15 protein-coding genes are annotated in these 19,391 nt (G+C 34.3%); 7 read left to right on the top strand and 8 right to left on the bottom strand.

Translation table 11 applies throughout. The annotated features are described in order from the left end of the window. Positions 1-15: 15 nt before the first annotated feature. The 4 genes from EIG86_RS05080 to EIG86_RS05065 form a co-directional block, all read right to left on the bottom strand. Positions 16-1,737 carry a phospho-sugar mutase gene (locus EIG86_RS05080; protein ID WP_127845078.1) on the bottom strand — a complete coding sequence of 574 codons (1,722 nt, stop codon included), beginning with the start codon at positions 1,735-1,737 and terminating at the stop codon, positions 16-18. A gap of 10 nt (positions 1,738-1,747) precedes the next feature. Next, a complete protein-coding gene (locus tag EIG86_RS05075) occupies positions 1,748-2,698 on the bottom strand; it encodes a glycosyltransferase family 2 protein (RefSeq protein ID WP_127845077.1) in 951 nt (316 codons plus the stop codon). Between the two features lie 4 nt (positions 2,699-2,702). After that, positions 2,703-3,218, bottom strand: a complete 516-nt coding sequence (locus EIG86_RS05070; protein WP_127845076.1) for a DUF4199 domain-containing protein — start codon at positions 3,216-3,218, stop codon at positions 2,703-2,705. Positions 3,219-3,309: 91 nt separating this feature from the next. Further along, entirely contained in the window at positions 3,310-4,257 is a 948-nt protein-coding gene (locus EIG86_RS05065) for a DUF302 domain-containing protein (protein ID WP_127845075.1), read from the bottom strand. 141 nt (positions 4,258-4,398) lie between these two features. On the opposite strand from EIG86_RS05065, the gene EIG86_RS05060 reads away from it, so the two are divergent. From EIG86_RS05060 to EIG86_RS05045, 4 genes are all read left to right on the top strand, one after another. Beyond that, a complete protein-coding gene (locus tag EIG86_RS05060) occupies positions 4,399-4,884 on the top strand; it encodes a biotin/lipoyl-containing protein (protein ID WP_127845074.1) in 486 nt (161 codons plus the stop codon). A 10-nt stretch (positions 4,885-4,894) separates the two neighbouring features. Beyond that, on the top strand, positions 4,895-6,352 hold the full coding sequence (accC, locus tag EIG86_RS05055; RefSeq protein ID WP_127845073.1) for an acetyl-CoA carboxylase biotin carboxylase subunit: 1,458 nt from the start codon (positions 4,895-4,897) through the stop codon (positions 6,350-6,352). Between the two features lie 2 nt (positions 6,353-6,354). Continuing rightward, positions 6,355-7,896 (top strand): acyl-CoA carboxylase subunit beta, encoded by a 1,542-nt coding sequence (locus EIG86_RS05050; protein ID WP_127845072.1) that lies wholly within the window; start codon positions 6,355-6,357, stop codon positions 7,894-7,896. 408 nt (positions 7,897-8,304) lie between these two features. Beyond that, entirely contained in the window at positions 8,305-8,946 is a 642-nt protein-coding gene (locus EIG86_RS05045; protein ID WP_127845071.1) for a hypothetical protein, read from the top strand. Between the two features lie 349 nt (positions 8,947-9,295). On the opposite strand, the gene argS is transcribed toward EIG86_RS05045, so the two are convergent. Beyond that, complete coding sequence (gene argS, locus EIG86_RS05040; RefSeq protein WP_127845070.1) at positions 9,296-11,074, bottom strand: arginine--tRNA ligase; 1,779 nt, start codon at positions 11,072-11,074, stop codon at positions 9,296-9,298. 88 nt (positions 11,075-11,162) lie between these two features. Between argS and EIG86_RS05035 the strand changes: the two genes are divergently transcribed. Both EIG86_RS05035 and EIG86_RS05030 read left to right on the top strand, forming a co-directional pair. Next, positions 11,163-11,588, top strand: a complete 426-nt coding sequence (locus EIG86_RS05035) for a hypothetical protein (protein WP_127845069.1) — start codon at positions 11,163-11,165, stop codon at positions 11,586-11,588. Positions 11,589-11,590: 2 nt separating this feature from the next. Further along, the gene (locus tag EIG86_RS05030) at positions 11,591-13,018 is read left to right on the top strand and encodes an SDR family oxidoreductase (RefSeq protein WP_127845068.1); all 1,428 of its coding nucleotides are present in this window, start codon (positions 11,591-11,593) and stop codon (positions 13,016-13,018) included. 6 nt (positions 13,019-13,024) lie between these two features. On the opposite strand, the gene EIG86_RS05025 is transcribed toward EIG86_RS05030, so the two are convergent. Beyond that, the gene (locus tag EIG86_RS05025) at positions 13,025-13,963 is read right to left on the bottom strand and encodes a hypothetical protein (RefSeq protein ID WP_127845067.1); all 939 of its coding nucleotides are present in this window, start codon (positions 13,961-13,963) and stop codon (positions 13,025-13,027) included. Between the two features lie 83 nt (positions 13,964-14,046). Here EIG86_RS05025 and EIG86_RS05020 point away from each other — a divergent pair, with 83 nt between their 5' ends. Beyond that, positions 14,047-15,192, top strand: coding sequence for a cysteine desulfurase family protein (locus EIG86_RS05020; RefSeq protein WP_127845066.1), 1,146 nt, complete (start codon positions 14,047-14,049; stop codon positions 15,190-15,192). Here EIG86_RS05020 and EIG86_RS05015 read toward each other — a convergent pair. Together EIG86_RS05015 and EIG86_RS05010 are read right to left on the bottom strand one after the other, a co-directional pair. Next, complete coding sequence (locus EIG86_RS05015) at positions 15,189-17,645, bottom strand: TonB-dependent receptor (protein ID WP_192901707.1); 2,457 nt, start codon at positions 17,643-17,645, stop codon at positions 15,189-15,191. The two genes, EIG86_RS05020 and EIG86_RS05015, sit on opposite strands and share 4 nt — an antisense overlap. A gap of 4 nt (positions 17,646-17,649) precedes the next feature. Next, positions 17,650-19,362 carry a M23 family metallopeptidase gene (locus EIG86_RS05010; protein WP_127845065.1) on the bottom strand — a complete coding sequence of 571 codons (1,713 nt, stop codon included), beginning with the start codon at positions 19,360-19,362 and terminating at the stop codon, positions 17,650-17,652. Between the last annotated feature and the right edge of the window lie 29 nt (positions 19,363-19,391).

Below are 19,391 nucleotides of genomic sequence, written 5' to 3'. Positions count from 1 at the left end.
AATCTGATTTTTTACTTAAGCAGTAATGCCTAAATCTTTAATTATTTGTTCGATTTTTGTATCCAAATTTTTTGAAATATTTTCGTATTCTGAAACTGATTTTAGTTGTTCATTCACACTGATATAAAATTTTATTTTAGGTTCTGTACCACTTGGTCTAGCAGCAACTTTAGTTCCGTTTTCTGTATAATAAATCAAAACATTTGACTTCGGAATATCTAAACTGTGTGTGTCCTGATTTTGAAGATTTTTAGCTTCAGCACTTAAATAATCTTCGATTAAAACGACTTTTTCACCATTGATTTCTTTCAAAGGGTTTTCACGCATATCAATCATTTTTTGCTTGATTTCTTCTGCGCCTTCAATACCTTTTTTGACAAGTGAAATAAGTTTTTCTTTGAAAAAACCATGTTCGGTATAAAGTTCAACCATTTTTTCATAAACTGAAGAACCTTTAGATTTTAAATCTGCAGCCATTTCACAAACCAATAAAATGGCGGTATTTGCATCTTTATCTCTAACAAAATCGCCAACCATATAGCCGAAGCTTTCTTCTCCGCCGCCAATGTATTCAAGTTCTGGGTTGTCTTTTATCAATTTCGCAATCCATTTGAAGCCAGTCAAGCTTTCCATATATTCTACACCGTAACTTTCAGTCAAAACTTGCATCATTGGAGTAGAAACAATTGTAGACGCTACGAAATGATTGTCATTAATTTGGTTGTTTTGTTTCATTTTTTCAAGCAAATACCAAGTCATCATAATCATGGTTTGGTTGCCATTCAAAAGTGTCATTTTGCCTTCCAGATTTCTGACTGCTATTCCTAATCTGTCACCATCTGGATCTGTACCGATGGCAAGATCGCTTTGTTTTTCATCAGCAAGTTTTAGCGCCATTTCCAAAGCTTCAGGTTCTTCTGGGTTGGGAGATTTTACAGTTGGAAAATCGCCATTTGGTTCGGATTGTTCTTCAACAAAATGTAAGTTTTTGTAACCGGCTTTTTCTAAAAGCGTCGGAACGGTTTTAATTGAAGTGCCATGAAGCGATGTGAATGTGATATTGAGTTTGTCTTTGGCTTCAGACGAAATATTGAAATTAACATTTTCTATGGCTTTTTCAAAATAATCGTTTTCAACGCTTTCGTCCAATTCTTCAATTAAACTTTGGTTGGATTCAAAATTAATATTTGTAAATTCTAAAGCGTTAATTTCTTGGATAATTTCTTTGTCCTGCGGTGGAACCAATTGACCTCCATCTTGCCAATACACTTTGTATCCATTGTATTCTGGCGGGTTATGACTAGCTGTAAGCATGATCCCACAATGGCAGTTCAGATTTCTTACAGAGTAGGAGAGTAGTGGTGTTGGTCGTAGTTCAGGAAAAATAAAAACTTTTACCCCATTTGCAGAAAATACATCAGCAACTTTGTAAGCAAATTCTTGGCTGTTGTGTCTGCAATCATAAGCAATCACAACCTTCAGGCTTTCACCTGGAAAAACTTTTTTTAAATAATTGGAAATACCTTGAGTATTTTTTCCTAAAGTATATTTATTGATTCTGTTGGTGCCAACGCCCATGACACCGCGCATTCCACCTGTTCCGAAACCCAGATTTTGGAAAAAACTTTCTTCTAAATTTTGAGGATCATGATCTATTAAATTTTGAACTTCTGTAATAGTGTTTTTATCGAAAGTATCACTAAGCCAGACTTTAGCTTTATCTAAAATATTACTCATAATATTATTTTTAAATCATTTCTTTAATTAAATATCGTTTTTGATTGTGTTTGGTTTTCAAAATCAATTCTCCTAAAAAACCTGCTAAAAACAACTGAACGCCAATGACCATAGAAGTTAAAGCGATGTAGAACCAGGGATTGTCTACGACCAAAATATTGGGAAGACCATTCCATAATTTGTACAATTTGGAAGCGCCAATCCAAATGGCAGAGCAGCAACCAACCAAAAACATAAATACGCCAATCGCTCCAAAAAAATGCATCGGACGTTTTCCAAATTTCGAAAAAAACCACAGTGTTACCAAATCCAAAAAGCCATTGATAAATCGCTCTGCACCAAATTTAGTTTTACCATACTTTCTGGCTTGGTGTTTTACTACTTTTTCACTTATTTTATCAAATCCGGCTTGTTTGGCTAAGACAGGAATATAGCGATGCATTTCGCCATAAACATCTATATCTTTTACAACATCATGTCGGTAGGCTTTCAATCCACAATTGAAATCATGTAATTTTAAACCTGACGTCCATCTGGCAACTAAATTGAAAACTTTAGAAGGTAAATTTTTAAATATAACAGAGTCAAATCTCTTTTTTTTCCATCCTGAAATCAAGTCGAAGCCTCCTTTAGAAATCATTTCATATAATTCAGGGATTTCTTCGGGATTATCTTGCAAATCTGCATCCATTGTGATGATGACATCGCCTCTGGCTTTTGCAAATCCAGCGTGCAAAGCTTGAGATTTACCATAGTTTTTTGAAAATTTAATACCTTTTACGAATTCAGAAAATCTAGAAATCTCTTGTATTATTTCCCATGATTGATCTTTGCTACCATCATCAATAAAAATTATTTCATAACTGAATTGATGTTTTTCCATTACAGAAACTATCCATCGGTGAAGTTCTGAAATTGATTCAGCTTCGTTGAGTAAAGGAATGACGACGGATATTTGCATTGAATTATTTGTTGCGCTTTATCAAACCGATAATCAAACCAAAAATAAAAGTTTTGACTAAAATAGAAACCAAAGCTATAGTTCCAAGTATAAAAGGAGAAGCAAAAATACCTGCAGTTTTTCGCATCATCTCGGCTTCTTCGTCGCTCATTTGTTGGCGTTCAATTTCTGCTTCCATTTCTGTTTCGGTGGCAGTTTTCATCTCTTCTATAACTTCTGGTTGTAAAAATTCGTAGTGGAAGTAACTGTAAATACCGTAAATTAAACCACCAATCACGCCAATTGCCAGACCGAGTTTAATTGCTGTGGATAGACTCAGCATGCCATTATTGTCTTGCTTATATAAATGAATGGCATACCAAACAATGGCAATAGTTACGGCTAAATTCAGCATACTGATTCCAGTATTGGTTTCGTAGCCAAATGCGTATAATAAAACCAAAATCAAAATTGAATATGCGCCAAATATTAATCCAAATGTTTTAGCATAGTTTGTGATCGGGAGATCCTGTGTTTCCATAATGAAATTTTAATTTGGCAAATATAAACAATACTGGCAATTGAATTGTGTCTTCACCAATTCAGGTGGAAATTGAAATTTACTTAAAAAATTATTCAGTAGAAGTGCCGTCGCTGATTATTTTTTGAACAATCATATTAACCTTTGTTGGCAAATCATTATCAAATTCAACATTATGAATTTCAGCTAAAAAATTCATGTCATTATAATATACCAAAACTTCGCCATCTGGAGTTTCTCTAACCAAAATCCTCAATGGCAAATCAATAGAAAAGTTTGGGTTTTTTTGCATAAACTGTGTTCCGACTTCCGGATTGCCAAAAATAAATAAATGCAAAGGTTCTAAAGCTATATTAATTTCTTCTGCTTTTTCTTTAAAATTTAAAGACACCACTTTGAAAATTTTTTGGTTTTCGTCTAAAACTTTTTCAATACCCGCCACCGTTTTTTTGAAGTCTTTCGTGCTTTTTACAGATTCTATACCTTTATGTTTGGTGATTTTAATAGAATCTTCTTTAGCAAATTCCGCCATTGAAGCTTGTTTGATAAAAGTTTTTGCTAAATTGTTATAACTTTGGAGAGCTGGACTGAATTTCAGTCCGTAACGTTGTTTGATCCATTCTCCACTTCTGGAAAATACAAATGACTCATTTTCTTTTTTACAGAATGCAACTCTGTTGGGAAATTCTAATGCAACTAGCGGATTTTCTCTTATTAATGGTGAGCTGAACCTAGGATTATCAAAGAAAAAAACCTGATTTTCACCAAGCTCCATTCCGACTTTGTCAGCATTTTCTTTGTGGTTGATATGTGCATAAATATTTAAACCTGGATTAGTTCCGAGGAATCTTTTGAAATTTTTTAAAGTACCATCCAAACTTTTTACCTTGTTATATAACATTCCGTCAGAAATCTCAACTTTAGGTTCATCTAAAGAAGTTTTCTCATCTTTAGGTTTGTCAACATCATTTTTACAAGACAAAACGATTAGAGAAATAAGGAAAATAAAAAAGTACTTCGAAATTAATTGCGATTTCATGTGTCGTTTATTTTATCTTCAAATTTATTTAAAGCAATTCATAAGACCTTGGAATAAACCATTTTTTTGAACAGATTTTAGATATTCATTTCAAAAAAAGGTTTAAATTTTTATATTTACAAATAAATCAATACAGAATTTATGAAACATTTACTTAGTGCTAAAGTTGATGGTAAACATAATTTTGAATTTAAGCAAGATGATATTCAAAATTTAGACATTCAACAAACCTCACCACAAACCTATCATTTGCTGGTAGATCATAAATCAGTCACTTCCAAAATTGTTAAATCAGATTTCCTAAATCGCAAATACACCGTCAAAATCAATTCTAACTTGTATGAAGTTGAAATTGCCAATGAATTGGATATTTTGATTAAAGACATGGGACTTTCTTTGGCGGCTTCACAGAAAATTAATGAAGTGAAAGCCCCGATGCCAGGAATGATTCTAGACATTATGGTCAAAGAAAATCAAGAAGTCAAAGAAGGAGAAAATCTACTGGTTTTGGAAGCTATGAAAATGGAAAACACCATTCTAGCGCCACGTGATGCCGTTATAAAATCTATTGCAGTTGAAACCGGCAAAACCGTGACAAAAAATCAGATTTTAATAGAAATGGAATAAAATAAGCAAGATGAAAAAAATATTAGTTGCTAATCGTGGCGAAATTGCCTTAAGAGTCATGCAAACTATACGAAAAATGGGCATCAAAACTGTTGCCATTTTTTCTGAAGCCGACAGAAATGCACCACACGTAAAATTTGCAGATGAAGCGGTTTGCGTTGGAAAAGCACCTTCAAATGAATCTTATTTATTAGGTGATAAAATCATAGAAATTTGTAAAACTCTAGACGTAGATGGAATTCACCCGGGTTATGGATTTTTAAGTGAAAATGCAAATTTTGCTGAAAAAGTTGAAGACAGCGGAATTACTTTTATCGGTCCAAAATCTCATGCCATTCGTGTGATGGGCGATAAGCTTTCTGCGAAAGAAACCGTGAAAACTTACGATATCCCAATGGTTCCCGGCATAGATGAAGCCCTAACAGATGTCGTTAAAGCTAAGAAAATTGCGGAAGATATCGGTTATCCAATTCTTATTAAGGCTTCAGCTGGAGGTGGAGGAAAAGGAATGAGAGTCGTCGAAGTAGAAAGTAAATTAGAAGAGCAAATGAAACGCGCGATCAGTGAAGCTGAATCTGCTTTCGGAAATGGCGCTGTGTTTATAGAAAAATATGTTGGTTCGCCTAGACATATCGAAATTCAAGTTTTAGCCGATACGCACGGAAATGTTGTTCATCTTTTTGAACGCGAATGTTCGATTCAACGCCGACACCAAAAAGTTGTTGAAGAAGCGCCATCTGTGATTTTAACGGATGAAATTCGACATAAAATGGGGCAAGCTGCGATTGATGTAGCCAAATCTTGTGATTATGTTGGTGCAGGAACAGTTGAATTTTTGATGGACGAGAACAAAAATTTCTATTTTTTAGAAATGAATACACGACTCCAAGTTGAGCACCCTGTGACTGAATTAATCACTGGCGTAGATTTAGTGGAACAACAAATCAAAATCGCCCGAGGCGAATATTTGGAATTCGAACAAAAAGATTTGAAAATTCAAGGTCACGCTTTAGAATTGCGTGTTTATGCTGAAGACCCAACCGATGATTTTTTACCAAGTGTTGGCACTTTGTCGCGATACAGAAAACCAGAAGGATTAGGGATTCGTGTGGACGATGGTTTTGAAGAAGGCATGGAAATACCGATTTATTACGATCCGATGCTTTCCAAACTCATTACTTACGGCAAAAATCGTGAAGCGGCTCTACAGCTAATGTTAGAAGCAATTGACCATTATGAAGTTGAAGGCGCAGCAACAACTTTACCTTTCGGAAAATTTGTTTTTGAACATGAAGCATTCCGTTCAGGAGATTTTGATACGCATTTTGTGAAAAATCATTATACGCCTGAAATTTTAGAAAATAAAGCTAAAGATGAAGCTTATTTAGCCGCTTTAATGGCAATGAAGCAATATCAAAAAGACCAAAAAAAATTACGTTTACCAGAAATAAATTCAGAATCTAAATAGGTATGAGTGATAATATAAAAATATTACGTGAAAAAACAGAGGAAGCCAAACTTGGTGGAGGACAAAAACGTATTGACAAACAACATGAAAAGAAAAAATTAACTGCAAGAGAGCGTGTTGATTATTTATTAGATGAAGGTTCATTTGAAGAAATAGGTGCTTTAGTTACACATCGGACAACAGATTTTGGAATGCAAGATCAAATTTTTTATGGCGATGGTGTAGTTACAGGTTATGGAACTGTCAATGGAAAATTGGTCTATGTTTATGCCCAAGATTTTACTGTTTTTGGTGGCGCTTTGTCTGAAACTCATGCTGAAAAAATCTGTAAATTGATGGATCATGCGCTTAAAGTTGGCGCACCAATTATTGGACTCAATGATTCTGGTGGCGCTAGAATTCAGGAAGGTGTTCGGTCTTTAGGCGGTTATGCCGATATTTTCTACAGAAATGTTCAAGCTTCGGGCGTTGTGCCTCAAATTTCTGCCATTATGGGACCTTGTGCTGGCGGCGCAGTTTATTCTCCTGCAATGACAGATTTTACTATGATGGTAGAAAACACAAGTTATATGTTTGTTACCGGTCCAAATGTGGTCAAAACTGTAACCAATGAAGAAGTGACTTCAGAAGAACTTGGTGGGGCAAGTACACATTCCACCAAATCTGGGGTGACTCATTTTACAGCAGTCAATGACATTGAGTGTTTAGAGAATATCAAAAGACTTTTGAGTTATATTCCTCAAAATAATCAGGAGAAACCTGAAAAACTTGAAGTTAAATTTGACGAAGAAATCCGAGAAGGTCTAGACAGTTTAGTTCCAGACAGTCCAAACAAGCCTTACGACATGCACGATGTAATCAAAGGCATAATAGATAAAGATAGTTTTTTTGAAGTGCATAAAAATTATGCAGACAATATTATTGTTGGATTCTCTAGAATTGGAGGTAGAAGCGTCGGTGTAGTTGCCAATCAGCCGATGAGTCTTGCTGGTGTTTTGGATGTCGATGCCTCAAAAAAAGCAGCCAGATTTGTTAGATTTTGTGATGCGTTCAACATTCCGTTATTAGTTTTGGTAGATGTTCCAGGCTTTTTGCCAGGGACTGACCAAGAGTGGAACGGCATTATTTTGCATGGCGCAAAATTGCTCTACGCCTTGAGTGAAGCTACGGTGCCACGTGTAACGGTGATTACCAGAAAAGCTTATGGCGGCGCTTATGATGTGATGAACTCCAAACATATTGGTGCAGATTTGAATTTCGCTTGGCCAACAGCTGAAATTGCGGTAATGGGAGCCAAAGGCGCAAGTGAAATTATTTTCAGAAAAGAAATTCAAGCAGCCAAAGATCCTGAAGTGAAACTTTCAGAAAAAGAAGCTGAATATGCAGAAAAATTCGCTAATCCTTTTAAAGCCGCACAACGTGGATTTATCGATGAAGTGATTATGCCGAATGAAACCCGTCGTAAATTACTCAAAGCATTTGCGATGCTTGAAAATAAAGATGTAAAAAGACCAAATCGAAAACATGGGAATATTCCTTTATAAATTACCAGTTAGATTTCTTGAAATATAAACTACATTGAAAACAAAAAATCCCGAAATGAATTCTCAATTCGGGATTTTTTAAGCCATATTAATACATAATCACAGAAAATAAAACGTAAAATAAATCCAATCAAGTTAGCATCGGAATAAACAAAACTTGAAAATTTGAGTAATTCAATATTAACAATCAAAAAATAATTTTTGAAATGAAAAATTTAAAATTTAATGTAGTTAGTTATGTACTAAATGTAATTATATTTTTCATGGTTTTGTTTTTATTACTAAAATTGTCTCTTGTTTATTCAATTTTTTTAGTTGTGTTTTTTCTATTAACGTTGATTAAATATATAGAAAAACTAAAGATGATTAATTGTTATAAGAGGTTAGTTATCACTAAAAAAAACCACATTGAGACAGGAAACTTTTTTTGAGTTTATAAAAAAGACCAGATTTCCCTTCTTTATTACTTGGCCATTGAACCTTGCGTATGTTGCTATTGTGACATCTCTGATTTATCAAGGGATAAAAGCAAATATTGGCACAGCAATAGTTGGACCTTTATTTATTACGGTAGGCTTTATTGGATTAAAACTTTTTATATATGGCAAAGCGTACAGGATGTACAGTGCAGGTGGACGGGCAATAAAAGAATTAAGTGGGCGTGTAATCCAAGTTTTTGAAAATGTCGGGATTTATATCAAGGGGTTTGACTTACTTGACCAAAACAAATTTTACCCGCCAGATATCAATAAAACAATTTATGACTTTGACTTTGCTGATGTAATTTTGACAGAAGGGACTTTGATTTTAATGGGAAAGAACAAAAATTTTGGTGTAGATACTTATGCATATCCTGTAGAAATTACTATAGGCAATCAAGGGTTTACAAGTTTGCCAAAAGCCAAGTTGTTAGATTGGCAACAAAATGGGAAAAGAGTTGAAATACAGATAGAAGATAGCCAATATAACAAACCAATAAAAATTGATATCAAAGACAGAACTGAAGAAATAAAACGGTGGCTAACAAGGCATATAGATTATGACGGATGAAATGCTAAATTCAAAGTTAAGGCTTTTGCAAAGCATCGTCACTTTTAACTAGAACATGCTCCGAAAACCGAAAAAACCACTATAGCATTATATCACAAATACATAGGTTTATTCTTAAACCGAAATTTTATAACGTCAAAAACCAATTTTTAAATATTTGAAAATTGAATTATATAAGATGATTTTTATCTGTTTTGTATGATAGAAATGTTTTACATATTTATATTTTGTAGGAGTTTTTTCAATTGTAGTCGGATTATAAAGCAGAGCATTGAATATTTTTTATTAAACAAAAAGTCCCGAAATCAATTCTCAATTCGGGACTTTTTTATATTTGAAAAGCATAGAATTACATACGAGCAGGCACGCCGATTCCTAATAATCTAAAGCTGTTTTTGATAACTTCGGCGACTTCTTTGGCTAAGTTCACTCTAAATTCAATTTGAATGTCTTCATCTGCGCCTAAGATTGAGATATTTTGATAAAATGAATTGAATTCTTTCACTAAATCGTAAACGTAATTGGCAATCAATGCTGGGCTATATTGTTTTGCAGATTGCTGAATAATTTCAGGAAATTGATCCAAGACTTTAATCAAGGATTTTTCTTTGTCTTCAAATGTATAATTACTCAAATCCAATTGTTGTTCAGCTAAATTCGCTTTTCTTAAAATGGATTGAATTCTGGCGTAAGTGTATTGAATAAAAGGCCCTGTGTTCCCTTGAAAATCTACAGATTCTTCAGGGTTGAACAAAATTCTCTTTTTCGGATCGACTTTCAGAATGTAATATTTCAAAGCACCGAGTCCAATCATTCTGTAAAGTTCTTCTTTTTCAGAATCATTGTAAGTTTCAAGTTTTCCCAATTCTTCTGAAATTTGTTTTGCCGTGGACGTCATTTCTTTGATAAGGTCATCTGCATCTACGACATTACCTTCACGACTTTTCATTTTTCCGCTAGGCAAATCGACCATGCCATAGCTCAAATGATAAAGATTTTCAGCCCAAGCAAAACCGAGTTTTTTCAAAATCAGAAATAAGACTTTGAAATGGTAATCTTGCTCATTGCCAACTGTGTAAACCATTTCATCGATGTTGAAATCCAAAACACGCTGAATTGCTGTACCAATATCTTGAGTCATATAAACCGCAGTTCCGTCGGCTCTTAAAACGATTTTTTCGTCCAAACCTTCGTCAGACAAATCAATCCAAACGCTACCGTCTTCTTTTTTGAAAAACACACCTTGTTCCAGTCCGTTTTTGATGTGATCTTTGCCTAAAAGGTAGGTATCGCTTTCGTAATAATTTTTATCAAAATCGACGCCTAAATTTTTATAAGTTTCTTCAAAACCAGCGTAAACCCAATTGTTCATTTTTGTCCAAAGCGCAACAACTTTGTCGTCACCGGCTTCCCATTTCTTGAGCATGTTTTGGGCGTCTTTGAAAATTGGCGCTTCTTTTTTAGCTATGTCTTCACTTGTGCCGTTATCAACAAGAGATTGAATTTCTTTTTTGTAGGCTTTATCAAATTCTACATAATATTTTCCAACCAAATGATCACCTTTCATACCAGTACTTTCTGGTGTTTCGCCTTCACCAAATTTTTCCCAAGCCACCATACTTTTACAAATATGAATACCACGATCGTTGATAATCTGTGTTTTGTACACATTTTTCCCAGAAGCTTTTAAGATTTCAGCAACAGAATAGCCTAATAAATTGTTTCTGATATGACCTAAATGCAGTGGTTTGTTGGTGTTTGGTGAAGAATATTCAACCATTACATTTGGGCTGTGTTCTGTTGTGGAAACAAATCCGAAATTTTCTGTCTGTTGAATGCTTTTAAACTTTTCAGCGAAATAAAGTTCGCTTAGACTCAAGTTCAAAAATCCTTTCACAACGTTGAATTTTGTAATCAAATCTGAATTGGATTTCAAATATTCACCAATTTGTTCACCGAGTTGCACTGGATTGGTTTTAATATGTTTCAATAAAGGGAAAATTACCAGTGTCAAATCGCCTTCAAATTCTTTTCTAGTAAGTTGAAATTCAAAGTTTTCAACAGAAATGTCATGATTTTTTTGAATGTATTCTGAAATATTTTGAGAAAGTATGTTTTCTAAATTCATGCTAATGGTTTTTCAGTTGCAAAGATAATCTAAAAATAAGAGGTCTTTCAAGTAAGTGCCAATAGAATTCAGTATATTTCAAATAAAAATGTTATTAAATGTATCGTATAATCGACCTAAAATAAAGGAACAAATCGATAATGAAGTTGGAAAAGCATTTCCATGGTTAGAGCGTTTCAAAATGGGAGGTATTGGTTCAGGAAAACTCAATATTCATTCTACAAGTATCCAAATCCATAATCTTTTAATCTTAGATAATAATCTCAATGTTTGTGGTATAGAAATGCGTCCAAAAGGGATTATTGTTACATTTCGTTCACTACTAGATACTTACGCTTTAGTTGTTCCTTATTATAAATTGAAATTGTATAAAGGTCAGGCTGAGGTATATTCTATTTATAGAGACAATTATTTCATAAAAGTAGAAGCAAAAGAAAAACGGAATCACGATTTTTTGAAAAAAATTTTAAAGTTCAAAACAGACAATTTTAGTAATGATTTTGAAAATTATTAAATATGAAGATATTACTTACAGGAGCTAACGGTTACATAGGAATGCGACTTTTGCCGCTGCTATTAGAGGAAAATCATGAAGTTGTTTGCGCAGTTAGAAGCGCTGACCGTTTGTCTGTGGATAAAGATGTGAAAGCTAAAATTGATATAGTCGAAGTTGATTTTTTGGACGAAGTCAAGCCAGATTTATTTCCCAAAGATATTGACGCCGCTTTCTATTTGGTGCATTCCATGACAGGTTCGACCAAAGATTTTTCAGAAAAAGAACAAACCACCGCAGAAAATTTTAATGCTTATATGAAAAACACTTCGGTTAACCAAGTGATTTTTCTTAGTGGAATTGTAAATGAAGATAATCTTTCTAAACATCTTGAATCCAGAAAAAATGTAGAATCTATTTTGTACAAAGGCGATTTTCATCTTACAGTTTTACGCGCAGGAATTATAGTCGGGTCGGGGAGTGCTTCTTTTGAAATTATTAGAGATTTGTGTGAGAAACTTCCGTTGATGATAACGCCTAAATGGGTGAATACAAAGTGCCAGCCCATTGCCATTCGAGACGTTTTGAAACATTTGATTGGTGTTATAGGTAAATCTGAAACTTATGATGATTCTTTTGATATTGCTGGTCCAAATGTGTTGACATATAAGCAAATGATGAAAACTTATGCCAAAGTTCGGCAGTTGAGTCTGTTGATTATAAATGTGCCAGTGATGACTCCAAAATTGTCTTCTTATTGGTTGTATTTCGTCACGGCGACCTCTTATAAATTGGCTGCAAATCTTGTAGATAGTATGCGTGTCAATGTTACTGCTAACGACACGCGTCTGCAAGATTTGCTGAAAATAGAAACACATACTTATGAAGAAGCTATTCAAATGGCATTTGTGAAAATAGAGCAAAATCAAGTGATTTCAAGTTGGAAAGATTCAAAAGTAAGTAGCCGTTATTCTCAAAAAGATTTAAATAAATACATTAAAGTTCCAAAATATGGATGTTTGCGAGATTTTCAACAGATGAAAACAGACAACCCGAGTCTTGCTTTGGAAAGAATTTGGACGATTGGCGGTAAAAATGGTTGGTATTATGCAAATTTTTTATGGAAAATAAGAGGTTATGTTGATAAATTGACTGGCGGTGTAGGTTTGCGTCGCGGTCGAACAAATCCTGATAAATTATATCCAGGAGATTCGCTAGATTTTTGGCGGGTTTTGATGGCAGATAAAGAAGAAAAACGACTTCTGCTTTTTGCTGAAATGAAAATTCCAGGTGAAGCTTGGTTGGAATTTCACATCGATGAAGATGATATTGTACACCAAAATGCGACTTTTAGACCGAGAGGTTTACGTGGGCGAATTTATTGGTACAGTATGTTACCGTTTCATTTTTTTATTTTCAATGGTATGCTGACAAAAATTGCTAAATCATAACTGTCTTTATTCAAAATCCATTTCTAGAATTTCATCATTAGAGTTGACTTGTATGAATCCCATTCTCAAAACACTTAAAGTAATGGTTTGATCACTACCAACTTTTTTTAAAGTAATGTCGTTGAAAACAATTTGTGTTCTAAAAGTTCTAGTAATTCTGTTTTCACGAAACTCATCAATGACTAAAGATTCTGTAATATCTGGGTTCAAATAATTTGGTAGTCCAAATTCATTAGTATCATCCGCTGGATTTAAGATTGGTTCATCGGGATTATTATCGAAAGCGTTTAGATCCTCATATCTGGTAATCACGCCATCGCCATCGTCATCTTCGTCAAGGTAATTTGGTGTATTATCTTCATCGGTATCCAATTCTACTCCAAATTCATTATTAATCTCAGTTGCAGTAAGAACATTATCATTATCATCGTCAATATCTAGAAAATCGGGAATTCCGTCTTCGTCTTCATCATCATCAAAGTAATTGCCATTTCCATTGCGGTCTTCATTTTCAGCAGGTATTCCATCATCATCATCTTGAGATTCAATGATGATTTCTATAGTGGCTGTTCCTCCAGTTGTGCTGACATATTCTTCAACAACTAAAGGTGAACTTGGGGGAATGTCCTGACAGAAATACTCGTTGCTAGAGGCTTCGCCGCTCAAAAGCCTGTAGTTTATGCGATTGTTATTGTTGATATTTATAGTAATTGGTTCAGGAGGCATAAGACCTTCAAAAGTGCCATCGAAATCTTCATTTTGAAATGTAAATGAAATGGCTTCGTTGGTTTCAGAATCAATATAGTGTAGAATATTAGTGTTATCTTCTTGGCATAAATTCAGGTTCGTATCTTCATTGAAATTAAAATCACTCACGATTATGTCACCATCATCACAAGATTGAAAAATAATAAGTAATAATGGAAATAAAATTAACTTCTTCATATATCAAAAATAAAATTCAAATATAAAACACTTAGCGCATACCATATAAAATTAAATTACTTTTGTATTTAAAATTTATTTGAATGAAATCAGCTTATTTAGACAACGCAGCAACAACGCCAGTTCACCCCGAAGTTTCGGAAGCTATTTTGGAAAGTTTAAAAGAAAATTTCGGAAATCCATCATCAACACATTCTTTTGGAAGGAAGGCCAAAGCAGCAGTTGAAAATGCCAGAAAAGAAATTGCCAAGTTATTCAATGTTTCTGCGGCTAATATTATTTTTACATCAGGCGGAACTGAAGCCGACAATATGTCCATCAACTGCGCAGTTCGTGATTTAGGAGTTCAGAGAATTATTTCCTCTAAAATTGAACATCATGCTGTTTTAAATTGTGTTGAATTTCTTAATCTTGAAAATAAAGTTAAGCTTGAATTTATTGACTTAGATGAAAATGGTTCTGTAGATTTATTTCATCTTGAATCTCTTTTGGCTCAAGAAAATCAGCCTAAAACTTTAGTTTCTTTAATGCACATTAATAATGAAGTTGGTAATATCTTGGATATTAAAAAAGTCGGAGAAATTTGCCAGAAATACGATGCAATATTTCATTGCGATACAGTTCAGTCTGTAGGGCATTACCAATTGGATTTGTCTGAAATTCCAGTTGATTTTGTTGCAGTTAGTGCGCATAAATTTCACGGTCCCAAAGGTGTCGGCTTCCTCTACGTCAAACAACGCAAGAATTTGAAGCCCTTAATTCATGGCGGTTCCCAAGAAAGAGAATTACGCGCAGGAACAGAAAGTGTTCATAATATTATTGGTTTACAGAAGGCTTTAGAATTGGCATACAAACATCTTGAAGAAGATCAAAAATATATCAAAAACCTTAAAAAGTATTTCATCACTAAATTGAAAAGTAATTTCCCAGAGGCTAAATTCAACGGTTTGTCTGGAGATTTAGAGAAAAGCACTTACACATTAGTCAATGTCAGTTTGCCAGTAGCGCAATCAGAGGCAGATATGATGTTATTCCAGTTAGATTTGAAAGGCGTTGCTTGCTCCAAAGGTAGCGCTTGCCAAAGTGGTGCTCAGCAAGGCTCCTTTGTGTTGAACGAAATATATGGCACTAACTTGAAACATCCTGGAATTCGCTTTTCATTTTCAAAATTCAACACTGAAGCAGAGTTGGATTATGTAATTTCAGTTTTGAAAGAATTTTCAAATTAAAACTGCACAGAAAGTTTCAAATTAAACACTCTCGGACTCAAAAAGTTTGGAATTGCAAATTGATTTCCTGAAGAAGCATCGCGTACAAATGTATTCGTGATGGAGTTCAGGCGATCGAACATATTGAAAATCTCAAAACCAACATCCACAGATTCAAAAGCATTCAACCAGTGTTTTTCGTCTAAAGTATCTTTAGGCTCTTTCAAAGCGTAGAAAAAGCCAACGTCAACTCTTTGGTAATCTGGAAGTCTGCTTTGGAAATCATAGGGATCTTCAAATTGTGGCGAACCGCCTGGTAGACCAGTGTTGTAAACAAGATTTAGGTACAATTTTAGTTTAGGAATTTTTGGTATATAATCCTGAAATAATGCAGCAAATTTCAAACGTTGGTCTGTTGGTCTCGGAATATATTCTCGTCCGTTTTGTCGTTCTTCTGTTTTTAAATATCCAAAACTGAACCAACTTTCAGTACCAGGAACAAATTCTCCATTCAATCGTAAATCTAGTCCGTAAGCGTAGGCTTCTGCATTATTTCTAGCTCTGTAGCGAATTCTCACATTTTCGATTGTATAAGGGTTGACGTCATTCATCTTTTTATAATAAGCTTCGGAAACCAGTTTGAATGGACGATTCCATAATTTAAAACTATAATCGTTGCCCACTACAATGTGAATTGATTCTTGGGCTTTTACTTTAGGTTGAACTGTTCCGGTAGAATCACGGAGTTCTCTGTAAAATGGTGGTTGATGATACATCCCGCCAGATACACGAAAAATCATGTCTTTATCCCAATTTGGTTTTATAGAAATTTGAGCTCTGGGACTCACAATTTGTTGTGTATTAGATTCAATATTTTCACCAGAAATTCGCCATGCTTGACTTCTAATACCTGCATTGAACCATGCTTTGGTATTGCCAAATTCAGTCCGATAACTCCATTGCAAAAAACCAGTAAGTCGATCTATTTTTGTTGAATTCGTAGCACGAATACTTTGAAAAGATTCTATTGGTGCATCATATGGATTGTAAGGTTGATCATTTGCGAAATCAGGTAGGGGTGGACGAACTGTAAAGCCTGCTGAATCTATCATTTCGTATTCTTGTAATCGATCTCTAATATCTTCATGAGAATAGCGAGCCCCATATTCTACCAAATGATCATCGATTTCATGACTACCCAAATGTTGTAGGTTGAAAATTAGAGCATCCAAATTATTTCTGGCGTGGGTAAATTGAGAACCGGCACCTTCGGTGAATTCAACTTCGCCAAGATTGCCGTCACCAAAATCTGAACTAACGCTACCAAGTCGATAGTTGGCTAAAATATCAAAATACTCTTGTTCTTTTGTGTGATAGGCAGAAGCAATGAATTTTCCGGTATAATTATCTTTTTTATAAGTGCCTTTCAGTGCTCCAAAATAAGTTTCGTATTTATCGATTTCCTGTCCTTCATAAAAAATCAACAAAGCTTTTGGCTCATCTATAGTACCGAAGTTTGTCTGTCTTGTGAAAGGTTCATATTCATAAGAATTGATAGCAATATTCCCTAAAAATCCCAACTCAAAATTTTCATTGAATTGATATGTTAAGTAGGTTTGAGCATCTGCAAAACGTGGTTTGAAGTTAGCTTCAGTTTCTTTGGAATTGACAAAAAGCGAGTTGTCTCGATAGCGTAAACCAATAATTCCTGAAAACTTTTTATCTTTTGAAACACCTTCTACAGAAGCACTTCCGCCTAAAAAACTAGCTTCAAAACTACCACCGAAATCAACAGGACGACGGTATTCTATGTCTAAAACCGATGACATTTTGTCGCCATATCTGGCTTTGAATCCACCCGCAGAAAATTCTACATTTCTTACCAAATCAGTGTTAACAAAACTTAGACCTTCTTGTTGTCCGCTCCTGATTAAAAAAGGTCTGTAAATTTCAATATCATTCACATAGACCAAATTTTCATCATAATTTCCACCTCGAACTGAATATTGCGTACTCAATTCGTTATTGGAAGAAACGCCAGGTAAAGTTTTTAAGAGGTTTTCTACACCTGCATTTGCACCAGGAATTTTTCTCACGGTTTCTGGTGAAATAGTGGTGATGCCTTCAATTCTGGTACGTCCATCTTGAGACAGAATAACTTCGCCAATTTGCTCTATATTAGTGTTTAAAACAAAATTAAGCTCCTCACTCTGATTTGGTTTCAAATTTACAGTAGCTGTTATAGCTTTAAAACCAACGTAGCTAATTTTTAACTCTATGTCTTGGTTGGCCGGGATTTTTAAAATATAAAATCCATTTTCGTTACTGACCGTTCCATTATTCGAGTAGGTTATGTTTGCCGAAGGAATAGGAACTTGGTTTTCATCAAAGATAATTCCTTTGACGGTTGCGGTTTGCGCTATGATGTTATTAAAACCAAAAAAAATTATGAGAAGTAAATAGGTGTATTTCAATTTGCTATTTGTTTTTTCTGAAAAATTCTGCTTCAAATATAGCAGTATTTCCCACTTTGTCTGTAACAACGACTTTTAATTTGTTTTTAGTATCTGTAACGACACCATCATTGAAATCGTGTGTGAGTGTATTGGTTTTGTAATCATATTCCATCAGGATGAATTCTCCATTTACCGTGGCTCTATAACTATCTATTCCAGTGTCTTCGTCATCGATTTCTAGTTTTAAATACCTGTAATTTGACATCCATTTTTTGTCAGTAAAATTTTTTGGTTCTATGGTTGGTGGTTCTGTATCGCTGTGCAATTCATATTTTCCAAATTGATTCACTTTGGTAGTAAATCGTTCTCTTTGTTTATAAGTGCTAACATAATATTTTGTTCCCCAAGGTAAAACACGAGCAATGTATAGCTGGGATTTGTCTTCATCATTATATTCGCTCACATCAAATCCGATAGTTGCAGATTTGTGCAGTGGTCTGGTGTAATTGTCAAAATCTACACTCAAACCTTCGAAGTCAATATCTAGATAAGCATCGTCATAAAGCGCACCTTTTGGAATATAAATGTCAACTTTACCTTTTTCAAAAGCTGAAGCCTCGTTAGCTTTTGCATAATAGGGAGTTTCCGCTATTGTATCCAAAGCTTCGATACTTTCTGAAAATTCAGTTTTAATAGGAATGGTGATTTTTCGAACATTATTTTTGAAATCACGAATTTCAATTTCAACTTTATGATTTATGCTGTCTTTATTTAAATTTATTATGCCATCATCCACCACATTTTCATAAAACCCTAAAGGATTATTGGGTTCAATATAAAGTTTTTGAATTTTTCTTTTGTTGACTTTAAGATATTCAAAATCTATCATTCTGTTGATGTATCGCGACTCATAAAAAGAAAATTTATTGAAAGTCGTTTCAAAAATCAAATTGCCGTTTAATTTGGTTTCTACGGCATAAATTCCATTTTTGTTATAGCTTAAATCAAACTGGTCATAAGCATCAATGCCGAATCCGATTTTCCCAAAGGCTTCAATCGTTTCAGAAATATAGTTACCATCGTCTTGCTGGACTAGTCGAATTTGTTGTCTTTTATTTTTGTTATTTACGTGAGCTTCTCGAGAAAGTGGATAGACATGCAGGCGAACAATTCTTGGTGATTTGGTATCTTCAACTTCCTCAAATCCAAATAAAAATGGATTCATCGGTCTGGATTTGTGGTCACGAATTTCGAAATGTAAGTGCGGACCGCCACTTGAGCCAGAGTTTCCGCTAAATGCAATAATATCATCTTGGCTAACTTTCAATTGATTTTCATCAGGGAAAAGTTCAATTTCATAACTTTCTTTTTTATACTGCTGTTTTTTTACAAAGGCTTCAATTTCATCATTGAATTCATTCAAATGAGCGTAAACCGTTTGATAACCATTTGGGTGATAAACATATAACACTTTTCCATAACCAAAATGTTGTACTTTAATTCTTCCGATATAACCTTCAGCAGATGCTTTAACCGGAAAGCCAACGCGACCTTTGGTTTTTATATCTAAACCTGCATGAAAATGATTACTACGCAATTCACCAAACGTGCCGGAAAGTAAAATGGGAATTTCTAATGGCTTACTGAAATAGTCTTTTGGAATATCTTGTGCTTTGGTAATAAAAAAACTGCACAGCATGAGAGCAATTACACTCAATTTGATTTTGTAGTTCATAAATAGGACATGTTGGTTTTTAGCTAAAT

Source organism: Psychroflexus aestuariivivens, assembly GCF_004010055.1.
GTDB classification, from domain to species: domain Bacteria; phylum Bacteroidota; class Bacteroidia; order Flavobacteriales; family Flavobacteriaceae; genus Psychroflexus; species Psychroflexus aestuariivivens.
The sequence above is the reverse complement of the archived record's forward strand: the minus strand, read 5'-3'. Positions and strand labels throughout refer to the sequence as shown.